Origin of the sequence: Mycolicibacter sinensis (assembly GCF_001667945.1) — a bacterium.
Taxonomy (GTDB): domain Bacteria; phylum Actinomycetota; class Actinomycetes; order Mycobacteriales; family Mycobacteriaceae; genus Mycobacterium; species Mycobacterium sinense_B.
Genome location: NZ_LZJK01000040.1, coordinates 34,194 through 47,580, shown reverse-complemented (window position 1 = coordinate 47,580; position 13,387 = coordinate 34,194). Strand labels below are relative to the sequence as shown.

The following is a 13,387-nucleotide window of genomic DNA, read 5'->3' as shown; positions in this document are numbered from 1 at the left end:
CCAGGATGGCATGGTGCCGGCGGGTCAGACGACGCGCATACCGTTGCGGGCCCGAAAACGCATGTCCCACAGGTACGCCCGGTACCCCAATATCCATGCCTGGTGGGGGATCAGCCGGTCGGCCACTCGTAGCGCGGACAGCAGCCATTCGAACCGGCGTTGCTGCGACGCCGACCAGTCCAGCTGCATCAGCTGGCGAAACTCCGGCGGCAAGAACCCCGTCGTCGCGAACAAGTTGAGCGGGCCGGCCAGCCGCAGTGGCCAAGGCAGGAACACCATCGACGCCACCCCGTGCAGATGCTCACGCACCGGGGGATCGATGCGCAGCGCGTCGAGCGAGCGTTTCCAATACTCGTCGAACGCCGCGCGGTCCTTCGGCCACATCTCATCGCGGACCTGCAAGGTGGTGCCCAGCTTCTTGGCGTCGGCGTAGACCGCATCGGCGGCGGCGTCGTCGAGCGGGCCGTGCAGGAACTCGTGCTGGTCGACGAAGTAGCGGTACAGGCAGGCCGCCACCCACAGCTGCAGCGCGGGGTCTAACGCGTTGTAGCGCACCGGGCTTTCGGCCGTGGACCGCACCTGCCGGTGCGCGGTGTCCACCGCAGCGCGGTAGACCTCCCGGTCGTGGTCGGTGCCGATGGTCGCCACCGCCAGGTAGGTGCCGGTGGTGCGGGCCCGCTTGAACGGATGCTTGTAGACATTGCCGCTGTCCACCCGGCTCTCCTGCACGCCGTAGCCGACGCCGGGCAGCGAGAGCTGCATGATCACGTTGGCGGCCGGCATCAGCATCGCCGCGGGATTCAGCAGGTCGACGACTCTGGTGGCCCGTCTCATCGGGGCTGCTCCATGGGTGCGAGTATGCCCGAATACCGGGACGAATACGCCGCACTCGGGCGGTTCTGACAGCGAGTGGCTCAGCGGCGGCGCCCGTACCGGTCAGCCAGCTTCTGCTCGACGGTCATCGGCGGGGCGGGCTCGTCGGCCGCGGCGGCACCGGCATCGGACCCGGTGTCGGCTCGCTCCGACCGGCGGGCGCGCACCTCGGCGTAGGCGAAATAGCCCAGGCCGATCGGGGCCAGGATCCCGAACGCGATCCACTGAATCCCGTAGGACAAGAACGGCCCGGCATCGCGGCGCGGGAGCGCGATCAGCCCCAGCCCACCCGGCTGGTCCTCGACCAGCTGCAGGTAGGAGCCGGTCAGCGGAACCTTGGTGAATGCCGCAATTTGCTCGGTATTGATCGAGTACACCTGGCGGAATCCGTTCTCGCTGAACGGATTCTTAGCCGGCGCCTGCGAATCCCGCAGCCGCCCCGTGATCGTGACTTGGGTGTCCGGCGGCGGCGGAATCTGCGGCATCCGGGTGCCGCCGTCGTCGGTGCGCACATAGCCGCGGTTGACCAGTACGGTCGGCCCGCCCCGGACCGCGAACGGCGTCAGCACCTCGACGGCCGGTACCCCGTCGACCAGCCGTAACCGCACCAGCACCTGTGCCTCGGGGAGGTAGCGCCCGGTGGCGGTGACCGGCCGCCACTGCGCATCGGGTGCCGACGAATCCTGGTGTGGCAGCAACGTTGTCAGCGGCACCGGTTCCGCGGTCAGCGCGCGCTCGAGTTGGCTGTTGGCGCGCGAGGTGGCGGTGTTCTTGCCCAGTTGCCACGGCGCCAGCACGGTGAAGCAGAGATAGGCGAAGGCCACCACCACCAACGCCAGGGCCAGCCAGCTCGGGCGAAGGAGGAAGGCCAGGCGCCGCATCAGCCGCCCTCGCCGGACGCCAGTTGTGCGTCGACCCAGTCGTGCAGGCCGGGCAGCGCGGCCGCGATCACCGTGAACGCCTGCAGGAAGTCGTCGTGACCGCCGTAATACGGGTCGTCGACGTCGGGGACCGCCGCCCCGGAGCGCGGATCGAAGGACCGCAGCATCCGGATCCGCTCGGCCGGAATGCCCAGCCCCTGGAGCAGCCCGACGTGGTTGCGCCCCAGCGCCACCACCAGATCGGCCGCCATGTGGTCGGCGCCGACCTGGGCGGCGCGGTGGTCCACCGGATAGCCGTTGTCGCGCAGCACCCGGTTGGTGCGCTCGTCGGCGCCCTTGCCGACATGCCAGTCCGCGGTGCCGGCGCTGGTCACCCGCACCAGCTCACTCAGACCGCGCTGGGCGAGCTGGTGGGCGAACATCTTCTCGGCCATCGGGGAGCGGCAGATGTTGCCGGTGCAGACGAACGTGACATGCAGCGCCGGTTCAGACACCGAGCACCTCCCGCAGCTCGGCGACGGTCTGAACGCGGGAGAACGGGCCGGTCTCGGTGTCGTCGTAATCGGACTGGCCGTAGCCCCAGCCGACCAGCACGGTGTCAATACCGTGGGCCGCCGCGCCGTCCACGTCGTGACGCCGGTCGCCCACCATCACCACCCGGTCGGGCAGCGGGCCCAGTTGGTGCAGCGCGTGGGCCAGCACCTCGGACTTGGCCGCCCGGGCGCCGTCGGCGCTGGCGCCGGCGACGACCTCGAAAAACCCGTCAAGCCCGAAGTGGGCCAGGATCTTGCGCGCGGTCGACTCGACTTTGGAGGTGGCCACCGCCAACCGGACCCCGGCGGCCCGCAGGTCGGCCAGCAGCGCGGCGACGCCGTCGAACACGGTGTTCATCAACCAGCCGCGGCTGGTGTAGTCGGCCCGGTAGGCGGCGATCGCCGCTTCGGTCTGCTCGCCGAGGCTCATGGCGGCCAGTGTGTGGTGCATCGGCGGGCCGACGAGCCGCTGGGCCAGATCACCGTCGGGCACCGGCGCGCCGATGTGATCCAGCGCGTGGCGGAAGCTGGCGACGATCCCGGCCGCGGAGTCGGTCAAGGTGCCGTCCAGGTCGAAGATCACCAGTTCGGCGGTGGCAGTGGTCGTGCGCGTCACGGGGCCCATTGTCCCCGACGTGCGCGGCGGGCCCGCCGGGTGGCGCACTACTGTCTTGGAGTGTGACCGCGCGGCTGGCTGATGTCATCGACGTGCTGGATGCCGCCTACCCGCCGGAACTGGCCCACTCCTGGGATTCAGTCGGCCTGGTGTGCGGCGACCCCGACGACGTGGTGAGTTCGGTGACGGTCGCCGTCGACGCGACGGCGGCGGTGGTCGACGAGGTCCCCGAGAACGGCCTGCTGTTGGCCCATCACCCGCTGCTGCTGCGGGGGGTGGACACGGTGGCGGCGAGCACGCCCAAGGGTTCCCTGATACACCGGCTGATCCGTTCCGGACGTGCCCTGTTCACCGCCCATACCAATGCCGACGCGGCCGCCCCGGGGGTGTCGGATGCGCTGGCGGACGCGCTTGGGCTGACCGTGGACGCCGTGCTGGACCCGGCCGCGCGAAATCCCGACACCGACAAGTGGGTGATCTACACCCCCGTCGAGCATGCCGAGGCGGTGCGGGCCGCGGTGTTCGCGGCCGGCGCCGGTCATATCGGCGACTACGCACAGTGCAGCTGGAGCGTGACGGGCACCGGGCAGTTCCTCCCGGGCGACGGGGCGGCGCCGACGATCGGCCGGGTGGGCGCGGTGGAGCGCGTCACCGAGGACCGGGTCGAGGTGGTGGCCCCGGCCCGGGCCCGCGCGCAGGTCCGCTCGGCGCTGCTGGCGGCACATCCGTATGAGGAGCCCGCGTATGACGTCTTCGCCCTGCAGCCGCTGCCCGCCGGAGTCGGGATCGGCCGGATCGGCACCCTGCCGGCGCCGGAGCCGCTGAGCGCCTTCGTCGCCCGCGTTGCCGCCGGGCTGCCAGCGACCTCCTGGGGGGTGCGCGCCTCCGGGGATCCGGACCTGCCGGTGTCGCGGGTCGCGGTCTGCGGCGGCGCCGGGGACTCACTGCTGGCTGCGGCGGCCGCGGCCGGCGCCCAGGCTTACGTCACCGCCGATCTACGCCACCACCCGGCCGACGAGCACTCCCGCCGGTCGGCGGTGGCGCTGGTCGATGTGGCGCACTGGGCCAGTGAATACCCGTGGTGCGCGCAAGCCGCCGAGGTGCTCCGTTCGCACTTCGGTGCGGCCCTGCCGGTACGCGTCAGCGGGCTGCGCACCGACCCCTGGAACCTCGCGTGCGAAGGAGACCGACGATGAAAGCTGAAGTGGCACAGCAACGCTCGCTTCTGGAGTTGTCGGAGCTGGATGCTGAGCTGGCCCGGATCGCGCATCGGGCCGGTCATCTTCCCGAGCAGCAGGACCTGCAGCGCATCCAGGCCGATCACACGGCCGCATCCGACCGGCTGGCGGCGCTGCAGCTGGCGCTGGAGGACTTGGACGGCCAAGCCGCCCGCTTCGAAGCGGAGATCGACGCGGTGCGCCAGCGGGAGGACCGCGACCGCGCCCTGCTGGACTCGGGGCAGACCAACGCCAAGCAGGTCGTCGACCTGCAGCACGAGCTGGAGACGCTGCAGCGGCGGCAGGCCAGCCTGGAGGACTCGCTGCTGGAGCTGCTCGAACAGCGTGAGCAGCTGCAGGCCCAGGCGAGCGCCGAGTCGGCTGCGGTCGACGGACTCGCCGCCGACCTGGCCCGGGTGCAGCAGACGTTGGACACCGCGTCGGCCGAGCTCCAGACCACCCGTGCCCAGCGTGCAGCGAGCCGGGACGAGCTGGCCGCCGCGATCGACGCCGAGCTGCTGGCACTCTATGAGCGGCAGCGGGCATCCGGCGGCGTCGGCGCCGGACCGCTGCGGGGCGGGCAGTGCGGGGCCTGCCGGATCGAGATCGACCGCGGCGAGCTGGCGCGGATCTCTGCGGCTCCGCCGGAGGAGGTGCTGCGCTGTCCGGAGTGCGGTGCGATCCTGTTGCGGGTCAAGGACTTCGGTTAGTACGCGCGGATGAAGGTCATTGTTGAAGCCGACGGCGGGTCGCGCGGTAATCCGGGCCCGGCCGGATACGGAACGGTGGTGTGGTCCGCGGATCGCGCCGAGGTGCTGGCCGAAGCCAGGGAGTCGATCGGCGTGGCCACCAACAACGTGGCCGAATACCGTGGCCTGGTCGCCGGTTTGACCGAGGCGGCACGGTTGGGCGCCGCCGAGGTCGCGGTGTTCATGGACTCCAAGCTGGTCGTCGAACAGATGGCCGGCCGGTGGAAGGTCAAGCACCCGGACCTGATCCCGCTGCACCGGCAGGCCCGTGAATTGGCCGCGAAATTCGACCACGTCCGCTACAGCTGGATTCCGCGGGAGAAGAACTCGTACGCCGACCGGCTGGCCAACCAGGCGATGGATGCGGCGGCCGCACCGGCCGTTCAGGAGCTGGCCCTGGCCGAACCCGCGGAAGTGGACCGAGAGGAAGCCGAGAAGCCTGCGGCGCCAACGGCACCCGGCTGGACAGGCGCGACCGGCACGCCCACCCGCCTGCTGCTGCTGCGGCACGGGCAGACCGAACTGTCGGTGCAGCGGCGTTACTCCGGGCGGGGCAACCCGCCGCTGACCGAGATCGGCCGGGCACAGGCCGACGCGGCGGCGCGCTATCTCGCCGAGCGCGGGGGCATCGCCGCGGTGATCAGTTCGCCGCTGCAGCGCTGCTATGACACGGCCACCGCGGCGGCGAAGCTGCTGCACCTGGACGTGACCGTCGATGAGGACCTGACCGAAACCGACTTCGGGGCCTGGGAGGGCCTGACCTTCGCCGAGGCGGCCGCCCGCGATCCCGACCTGCACCGGCGCTGGCTCAAGGACACCTCCACGCGGCCGCCGGAGGGGGAGAGTTTCGACGCGGTGCAAAAGCGGGTGACGCGGGCGCGCGACCGGATCATCGCCGCGCACGGCGGCACCACCGTGTTGGTGGTCTCGCATGTGACGCCGATCAAGACCCTGCTGCGGCTGGCGCTGGACGCCGGCCCGGCGATCCTCTACCGGCTGCACCTGGATCTGGCGTCGTTGAGCATCGCCGAGTTCTTCGGCGACGGTCCTGCGTCGGTGCGGTTGGTGAACCAGACCGCCTACCTCTAGGGCGCCTCAGTCGTGCAGGTGCACCCGTTCGCCGTGGGCGCCGAAGATCATGATCGCCTCGGCCGGCCCGTCGACCGCGGCGAACCAGTGCGGGGTCCAGGTGGAGAATTCGACCGCCTCGCCCGGCCCGATCAGGAAATCGTCGTCGCCGAGCACCAGCCGCAGGCGGCCGGACAGCACGTACATCCACTCGTGGCCCTGGTGCACCGGTAACTGCGCGGGGCGGCGGCGCCGCACGCTGACCCGGATCTTGAAGGCATGCAGGCCACCGGCCGGACCGTGCCGGGTCAGCGGCCAGTAGGTGATGCCGTGGTGGGTCTGGGAGGCGCCGCGCACCCGCGGGTCGGGGCGTTCGGGGGCACGCAGCAATTCGTCGGTGCTGACCGCGAGGGCCTCGGCCAGCCTGGGCAGATGATCCAACGCCAGGCGCCGCTTGCCGGACTCCAGCCGGCTCAGCGTGGAGACGTCGATGCGGGCGCGGGTGGCCACGTCCTCCAGCGTCAGGCCCTGCTGGGTGCGCAGCTCACGCAGCCGTCGCCGCACCCGCAGGTCGACGCTGCTTTCCTCGTCGTTTGCCGACATGGCAAGCAAGCTTGCCACCTGGTGGCGGGGCGGGCAAGGTCAGATGTACATTGCCGGGTCGATGTAGGAGGTCGGGTCGACGCCCGGCTCGCGCTGGTTTTCGGTGCGGGCGCGCACCACCGCGGGGATGCCGGTGGCGATCGAATTCGCCGGCACGTCATGGGTGATGACGGCATTGGCGCCGATCGCGGAGTCATCGCCGATACGTAAGGGCCCCAGCACTTTTGCACCGGCACCGATGGTCACCCGGTTGCCCACCGTCGGGTGGCGCTTGCCTTTGTTCAGGGAGCGGCCGCCCAGCGTCACCCCGTGATAGAGCATCACGTCGTCGCCGATCTCGGTGGTCTCGCCGATCACGACGCCCATCCCGTGGTCGATGAAGAACCGCCGGCCGATGGTGGCACCCGGATGGATTTCGATCCCGGTGACCAGGCGGGTGACCTGGGAGAGCAGCCGGGCGGCGCCGCGGAGAGCCGGGCGGTGCCAAAGCCGGTGTGCCACACGGTGTGACCAGATGGCGTGCAGACCGGAGTAGACCAAGGCATTCTCGACATCCCCGCGTGCCGCCGGGTCATGCGCCCGCGCGTTGCGCAGGTCTTCGCGTACAGCCGATAGCAGGCTCATGGTGTGTGATTATTCCCTGATGTGCTCGAACAGCGGGGTCGAGATGTAGCGTTCGCCGAAGTCGGGGATGACTACGACGATGAGTTTGCCGGCATTTTCCGGGCGTTTGGCCAATTCCAATGCGGCCCAGACGTTTGCGCCCGCAGAGATGCCACCGAGGATGCCCTCGGCGGTGCCGAGCTCGCGGGCGACCTGGATGGCGTCCTCGAACGTGACATCGATGATCTCGTCGTAGACCTCCCGGTCGAGCACCTCAGGCACGAAATTCGGTCCGAGGCCCTGGAGCTTGTGGGGTCCGGGGTCGCCGCCGTTGAGGATCGGGGAGTCTTTCGGCTCGACCCCGACGATGCTGACCTCGGGCTTGCGTGCCTTGAGGGCGTGGCCCACGCCGGTCAGCGTGCCACCGGTGCCGATGCCGGCGACGAAGATGTCGACGGCGCCTGCGGTGTCCGACCAGATCTCCTCGGCGGTCGTCGTCGCATGGATCTGCGGGTTGGCGGGGTTGGCGAACTGATCGGCGGCGACGGCGTTGTCGGTCTCGGCGATGATCTGCTTGGCCTTGGCCACCGCGCCGGACATCCCCTCGGAGCCGGGCGTCAACACGATTTCGGCGCCGAAGGCGCGAAGCATCACCCGGCGTTCGGTGGACATCGTGTCCGGCATGGTGAGGATCACCTTGTAGCCGCGCGCCGCACCGACCATCGCCAGCGCGATGCCGGTGTTGCCGCTGGTGGCTTCGACGATCGTTCCGCCGGGCCGCAGCTCACCGGAGCGCTCGGCGGCGTCGATGATCGCCACCCCGATCCGGTCTTTGACGCTGCTGGCGGGGTTGTAGAACTCCAGCTTGGCCACGACCTGGGCGTCGAGGCCGTCGGTCAGTCGATTGAGCCGCACGAGCGGGGTGTGCCCGACCAGTTCGGCGACGTTGTCGTAGATCCTGCCCATAGGAGACCTTATCTCTCGCTGCTCGTCCGGTACCGCGTGGCTACTCCAGGTAAACAGACCCCGTAAACGATGCTAGGAGCCGGGCTCGGCGGTATGGCGAACGGCCCAGAAGAAGGCCTCGCGTCCCACCTGCAGGGGCCCTGGCACGCCGATCGACCGACGCCCGCGCCATTTGCCTAACTAGCAAATTGGGTTGCCACCTTCTGGGGCCGGCCGGAATGCTCGGATGCATGAATGAAATCTGGGACTGCATCGTCGTGGGCGGCGGGGCGGCCGGGCTCAGCGCGGGGCTGGTGCTGGGCCGAGCCCGGCGCACCACGCTGGTGATCGACGCGGGGGAGCAGAGCAACTTGGCCGCCACGGGCATCGGCGGCCTGTTGGGCCATGACGGGCGTCCTCCGGCCGAGCTGTATGCGCTGGGCCGCGGCGAACTCGCGTCCTACGGTGTGCAGGTCCGCTCCGGCGAGGCGACCGGCATCGAGCGCGGGGAACGGGGTTTCGTCGTGCGCTTGGCCGACGGCACCAGCCATCGGGCCCGCCGGTTGCTGCTGGCCACCGGCATGGCCTACTTGCCGCCGGCGCTACCCGGTGTGGATGAGCTGTGGGGCCGTTCGGTATTCCACTGCCCGTTCTGCCACGGCTGGGAGGTGGCCGATCAACCGCTGGCGGTGCTGGCCCGCGGCGACCGCGCGGTGCACCTGGCGCTGTTGTTGCGGTGCTGGAGCGACGACATCGTGGTGCTCGGCGACGGTTCGGTCGAGCTCGACGACGCCGGCCGCACCCGACTGGCCGCTGCCGGCATCGAGATCGACGAGCGGCCGATCGCGGCGCTGGAGGCAGCCGAGGGGGAATTGGCGGCGGTGGTGTTCGCCGATGGCAGCCGACTGGCGCGACGCGGGCTGCTGGCCGCAACGGGCATGCGGCAGCGTGATCGGCTCGCCGAGTGCCTCGGCGTGGACATCACCGGACCCGGCCCCGCCGCCGAAGACCCGGTCGGCGTGGACCCGCTGTGCCGCACGTCGGTTCCCGGGGTGTTTGCCGCCGGCGACCTGACCGGGGAGATGCCGCAGGTCGCCGCCGCGATCGCGGCGGGTTCGCGGGCGGCAGCGGCGGTGGTACAGAGCCTGGCCGCCGACGACTACGGCTTACCGCTGCCAGGGGTGGCCACCGGAGCGCTGAGCGATGACTGAGTCGGTACAGGACGCGCGGGAGTTCTGGGAACAGTTCTACGGCGGCGACGAGCGGGTCTGGAGCGGGCAGGTCAACCTCCGGCTCGCCGAGGTCGCCGCTGATCTCGCGCCGGGCCGGGCACTGGACCTGGGCTGCGGCGAGGGCGCGGATGCCATCTGGCTGGCCGAGGACGGTTGGCAGGTGGTCGCCGTCGACGTCTCCGCCAACGCCCTGGACCGGGCCCGGGCCGCTGCGCAGAAACGGGATGTGTTGTCCCGCATCAGCTTCCAGCGTCATGACCTGTCGACCAGCTTCCCGGACGGTCGGTTCGACCTGGTGTCGGCACAGTTCCTGCACTCCCCGGTGCGGCTGGACCGCGAGACGGTGCTGCGTCGCGCCGCCGATGCCGTCGCGGTGGGCGGGCGGCTGCTGATCGTCGACCACGGCGCCGCGCCGCCATGGGCCGGCGAGCAGGCTCATGACCATCGGTTCGCCACGGTCGAGGAGGTGCTGTCCGATTTGCACCTCGACGAGGCGCGCTGGGAGCGGTTGCGGGCGGAGCCGGTCGACCGCGACGCTCTCGGGCCCGACGGTCAGACCGCGACCCTGACTGACAACGTGATCCTGCTGCGCCGCACCGGATAACGCGGCCTCACGCGGCGTCGTGGAAGATCAACCCGAGGGTGTAGCGCTCGCCGGAGCGGATGGCCGAGACGCCATGGCGCACCGGTGCCGTCGACCAGCCCCGGGTGGAACGCACCGGCCGGTCGCGGGTGGTGAACACATAGCCGTGCCCCTGCGGCAATTGGGTGGCGGTGCCGCGGGATTGGGCTCGCGGCCGCTGTTCGACCAATAGGAACTCACCGCCGGTGTAGTCGGTGGCCGGATCGGACAGGTTGATCACCACCTGCAGCGGAAATACCAAGTCACCGTAGAGGTCGCGGTGCAAGGCATTCCAATCACCTTGACCGTAATGCAGCATCAGCGCGGTGGGTTTGGTCTGCCCGGCCGCATGGCAGCGCTGCAGCCATTCGTCGAAGTCGTCCGGCCAGGGCGCGTCGCGTCGCAGCCGGGCCGCCCAGTCCCGGGCGATCGGCAGCAGGTGCGGATACAGCGCCCGCTTGAGCGCATCGACGGGATCTGGTGCCGGCGCGGCGAAGTACCGGTATTGGCCGGAGCCGTAGCGGTGGCGCTGCATGTCGACGGTGGCGCGGAAGCGCTCATCGTCGGCGTAGATCCGGCGCAGGCGCGCGGCCTCGGGCACCGTCAGCAGCCGGGGCAGCAGCGCGCCGCCGCAGTCGTCGAGTTCGGCGGCGATGGCATCCCAGTCGCCGGCGTCCACCCGCTTTTGCCACGGTGTTGTTACGCCCACGGCGCCATCATGCCGGTTGGCCTGCGCCGACGCTTGGCGGTACGGTGATCAGCGCGGACGAGTTGGCCGGGCGGCCGCGGCGCGCGCAAGCGGGTCGAGGAAAGTCCGGACTTCACAGAGCAGGGTGATTGCTAACAGCAATCCGAGGTGACTCGCGGGATAGTGCCACAGAAAACAGACCGCCACCGCCAGGTGGTAAGGGTGAAACGGTGCGGTAAGAGCGCACCAGCGTGCCGGGTGACCGGTACGGCTCGGTAAACCCCACCCGAAGCAAGGCCAAGAAGGCCGCACTGCGGTGCGGTCGCGCAGGTGTTTGAGGGCTGCTCGCCCGAATCTGCGGGTAGGCCGCTTGAGGTACCCGGCGACGGTGTGCCCAGATGGATGGTCGCCGCCGCGTCGCGTAAGCGGTGCGGAACAGAATCCGGCTTACAGGCCAACTCGTTCGCCCTGCAACGTTGACCAGCGCGTTTACCCCTTCGAGGCGGTGCCGGTACGCAGCGGAATCACCGAGCACCGAGTCGATAGCCTCATGGGTCGGGTCGTCGGAGTCCGGCCACCAGCCCCGGGCGTGGGGCTGCGGTCGGGTACCGGCGTCAACCCGATGGGTTGAACGAACGGCAGCGTGCGGCTGCTGCCATGCGTGCGATACGGCGCGGTGAATACGCCGGGGGAGCGCAGGCAGGCGGTGTGAACACGCTGCCGTCGGCCACTCTGCGGCCGCAAGCATTGCGGGCTAACTTTTTCGTCCATGACGAACGAAGAGCAACTCCGGCAGATCGCCAGGGACGTATTCCCGGACTGGTCGCGGCCGCCCAGGATCGTGGTTGAGCAGATCGGCGAGCTGGTTAGGCGATGGCCGGTTGACGGCTTCGCCCGCGAGACGTTGCCAGATCAGCAGTGCCGTCTTGTGTGGATCGACAGGCACGTGATCGGACAGCTGGACTACATCGCGGACGCTGCGGAGGAGCAGGATCTGGATGCGCTGATCCGGCCGCTGAGCCAGGTCACCGGGGTCGACATCAACGCCTATGGTTCGGCGGACGCTTTCGGGGAACGAACGTACCGGCGCGCAATGGTGGTGCGCTTTGCATCGGGAACTGCGATTGAGGTCGACACGGCCCAACACACGAACGACAGCCTTCGTGGTAACGCCGACCGGTTCATCGATCGGGTACTCGACGCACTGGCGGGAACATCCGCGGGGGAATAGGTGCCCTCGAGGTAGGGCAGCGCCCCCAACCCGCTGGCTGGGGCGGTGGCAGCTGGGGTGGCGACGATGGCATGAGGGTCGAGCCTCACTGAACCGCCCGGTCGAGTTTGCGCAGTGCAGGCCTCAACTTCGCCCGGCTCTGCGCAGCCAGCTCGGCCTCCCGGGCATACAGCAGCCCGTAGGTGAAGGTGTCCTGGCCGGCGGCCAGCGCGGCATCCGCCTGTTGAAGCAGATGCGCCCGGCTGACCACGCTGTCCTGGTGGTCGCCGAGCAGACTCTGAATCGCCTTCGCCCGCTTGGCGATCTTCTTCTCATTCGCGGCTGCGGCGGCGTACCGCAGCCGCTTGGCGGCCTTGCGGATCCGGTGCAGCGCCGCGTCGCGGTCGGCGGCCGTCTTGGCGGCCTTCACCGCCTTGCGCAGCCGCCGGTAGGCGATGTCGACGGTGGCGTACCGCTCGGCGGCCGACGCGTTGACCAGATCGTCGAGGCCATCGAGCAGCCGGAAGTACCGCGGGGAGCGCATCGCGGCCAGGCTGCGTCGTCGTCCTGTCTGGTAGCGGCGCAGCGAACCGTCGACCAGCCGTTCGCCCACCGGCCCACGGACCAGTTCTGGCCTCAGCTCGTCGAGCGCCTGCTGATAACGCTGGGCCAGGACCTCGGCGTCGCGGGCGACACCCAGCACCGCACCCAATTCCCGCAATTCGCCGAGCAGCTGGGCGTGCGCCGACTCCTCGCCGTGCAGCAGGCTGCGGATCCGTCGGATCGTCACCCGCATCTGATGAACCGCATCATCGGCGTCGGCACGCATCGCGCGATCGGCGACCAGCAGTTGCTCGATCTGCTCGGCCAGCGCCCGATGTAGGCGATCGGTCGGGTGCGCGGGCACCGCCGGCGCGCCGAGCACCCGGGCCAGTTTGGAGCCGTAGCCGGCCGGCCCGGCGCCGGTGTCGAGCAGCCGGTGGCTCAGCCGGTCCAGCAACTCGAGGTCCCCGTAGCCCAGTTCCAGTTCCCATTCCCGCCAGTGCTGTTCGGTTTGCTCGTGCTCGGAGCCTTCGGCCGAGGCGGTGACCTGGTCGTCGCAGAACTCAGCCAGCACCTCGCCCCGATCGTCGCGCAGCACCACCACGCTGCGGGCGGTACAGATTCGTGCCACGGGTGCCAGCGGCTGATCCCTGACGATCGCTGCCACCGTGTCGAGCAGGTCGTTCGGAATCTCCGGGCCCAGGGGTGCGCGCACCTCGGTGCGGGTGTCCGGCCCGGTAGGAAGCTTCAGGTGCCAGCCCGGGTCGGGACCGCCGGTGCGCCGGCGCAACGTAACTCGTCGGGCCGCCAGGTCGTGACCGGGTGTATCGAAGTACACGGCCGCAAGCGCCTGCTCCGGCAACTGCTCAACTCGGGCGACCCCGGCGATGTCGTCGAAGGACGGCGAGGTGGCCGACGCGTCAACGTCGAATTTGCGTTCCACCTCGCGATATTGGGCGGTGTTCGGGTCGGTTGCCGACACGCCTCCAGCCTGTCACATCCGG

At 70.0% G+C, this 13,387-nt stretch carries 15 protein-coding genes and 1 other RNA gene; 7 read left to right on the top strand and 9 right to left on the bottom strand.

The genetic code is table 11. The annotated features are described in order from the left end of the window. Positions 1-24 precede the first annotated feature (24 nt). From A5694_RS05110 to A5694_RS05095, 4 genes are all read right to left on the bottom strand, one after another. On the bottom strand, positions 25-834 hold the full coding sequence (locus A5694_RS05110; protein ID WP_064920770.1) for an oxygenase MpaB family protein: 810 nt from the start codon (positions 832-834) through the stop codon (positions 25-27). 80 nt (positions 835-914) lie between these two features. Further along, on the bottom strand, positions 915-1,754 hold the full coding sequence (locus tag A5694_RS05105) for an SURF1 family cytochrome oxidase biogenesis protein (protein WP_064920769.1): 840 nt from the start codon (positions 1,752-1,754) through the stop codon (positions 915-917). After that, positions 1,754-2,248, bottom strand: a complete 495-nt coding sequence (locus A5694_RS05100; RefSeq protein ID WP_064920768.1) for a low molecular weight protein-tyrosine-phosphatase — start codon at positions 2,246-2,248, stop codon at positions 1,754-1,756. Before A5694_RS05100 ends, A5694_RS05105 begins: the two co-directional genes overlap by 1 nt. Further along, complete coding sequence (locus tag A5694_RS05095; protein WP_064920767.1) at positions 2,241-2,912, bottom strand: HAD-IA family hydrolase; 672 nt, start codon at positions 2,910-2,912, stop codon at positions 2,241-2,243. Before A5694_RS05095 ends, A5694_RS05100 begins: the two co-directional genes overlap by 8 nt. A 53-nt stretch (positions 2,913-2,965) precedes the next feature. Between A5694_RS05095 and A5694_RS05090 the strand changes: the two genes are divergently transcribed. Genes A5694_RS05090 through A5694_RS05080 form a run of 3 tightly spaced genes read left to right on the top strand, consistent with a single transcriptional unit; the run spans position 2,966 to position 5,958 of the window. Continuing rightward, positions 2,966-4,099, top strand: a complete 1,134-nt coding sequence (locus tag A5694_RS05090) for a Nif3-like dinuclear metal center hexameric protein (RefSeq protein ID WP_064920766.1) — start codon at positions 2,966-2,968, stop codon at positions 4,097-4,099. Beyond that, complete coding sequence (locus tag A5694_RS05085; RefSeq protein WP_064920765.1) at positions 4,096-4,830, top strand: zinc ribbon domain-containing protein; 735 nt, start codon at positions 4,096-4,098, stop codon at positions 4,828-4,830. The genes A5694_RS05090 and A5694_RS05085 overlap by 4 nt, the downstream gene beginning before the upstream one ends. Positions 4,831-4,839: 9 nt before the next feature. Continuing rightward, positions 4,840-5,958: a bifunctional RNase H/acid phosphatase gene (locus tag A5694_RS05080; protein WP_064920764.1), complete on the top strand. Its 1,119-nt coding sequence runs from the start codon at positions 4,840-4,842 to the stop codon at positions 5,956-5,958. A 6-nt stretch (positions 5,959-5,964) separates the two neighbouring features. On the opposite strand, the gene A5694_RS05075 is transcribed toward A5694_RS05080, so the two are convergent. The 3 genes from A5694_RS05075 to cysK are packed head-to-tail and all read right to left on the bottom strand — an operon-like array spanning position 5,965 to position 8,109. After that, a complete protein-coding gene (locus tag A5694_RS05075; protein ID WP_064920763.1) occupies positions 5,965-6,540 on the bottom strand; it encodes a helix-turn-helix domain-containing protein in 576 nt (191 codons plus the stop codon). A gap of 39 nt (positions 6,541-6,579) precedes the next feature. After that, entirely contained in the window at positions 6,580-7,164 is a 585-nt protein-coding gene (gene epsC / locus A5694_RS05070) for a serine O-acetyltransferase EpsC (protein WP_064920762.1), read from the bottom strand. 9 nt (positions 7,165-7,173) lie between these two features. Then, a complete protein-coding gene (cysK, locus tag A5694_RS05065) occupies positions 7,174-8,109 on the bottom strand; it encodes a cysteine synthase A (RefSeq protein ID WP_064920761.1) in 936 nt (311 codons plus the stop codon). Between the two features lie 230 nt (positions 8,110-8,339). Between cysK and A5694_RS05060 the strand changes: the two genes are divergently transcribed. Together A5694_RS05060 and A5694_RS05055 are read left to right on the top strand one after the other, a co-directional pair. Then, entirely contained in the window at positions 8,340-9,299 is a 960-nt protein-coding gene (locus A5694_RS05060; RefSeq protein WP_064920760.1) for an NAD(P)/FAD-dependent oxidoreductase, read from the top strand. Continuing rightward, a complete protein-coding gene (locus A5694_RS05055) occupies positions 9,292-9,924 on the top strand; it encodes a class I SAM-dependent methyltransferase (protein ID WP_064920759.1) in 633 nt (210 codons plus the stop codon). Before A5694_RS05060 ends, A5694_RS05055 begins: the two co-directional genes overlap by 8 nt. A 7-nt stretch (positions 9,925-9,931) precedes the next feature. Here the strand turns inward: A5694_RS05055 and A5694_RS05050 are convergent, their stop codons facing one another. Further along, the gene (locus A5694_RS05050) at positions 9,932-10,651 is read right to left on the bottom strand and encodes a 2OG-Fe(II) oxygenase (protein WP_064920758.1); all 720 of its coding nucleotides are present in this window, start codon (positions 10,649-10,651) and stop codon (positions 9,932-9,934) included. 58 nt (positions 10,652-10,709) lie between these two features. Between A5694_RS05050 and rnpB the strand changes: the two genes are divergently transcribed. Together rnpB and A5694_RS05040 are read left to right on the top strand one after the other, a co-directional pair. After that, positions 10,710-11,096, top strand: an RNA gene (gene rnpB / locus A5694_RS05045) — RNase P RNA component class A. Positions 11,097-11,399: 303 nt separating this feature from the next. Further along, a complete protein-coding gene (locus A5694_RS05040; RefSeq protein ID WP_064920757.1) occupies positions 11,400-11,861 on the top strand; it encodes a hypothetical protein in 462 nt (153 codons plus the stop codon). Positions 11,862-11,946: 85 nt separating this feature from the next. Here A5694_RS05040 and A5694_RS05035 read toward each other — a convergent pair whose 3' ends face one another. Then, positions 11,947-13,365: a CYTH and CHAD domain-containing protein gene (locus tag A5694_RS05035; RefSeq protein ID WP_064920756.1), complete on the bottom strand. Its 1,419-nt coding sequence runs from the start codon at positions 13,363-13,365 to the stop codon at positions 11,947-11,949. Positions 13,366-13,387 lie beyond the last annotated feature (22 nt).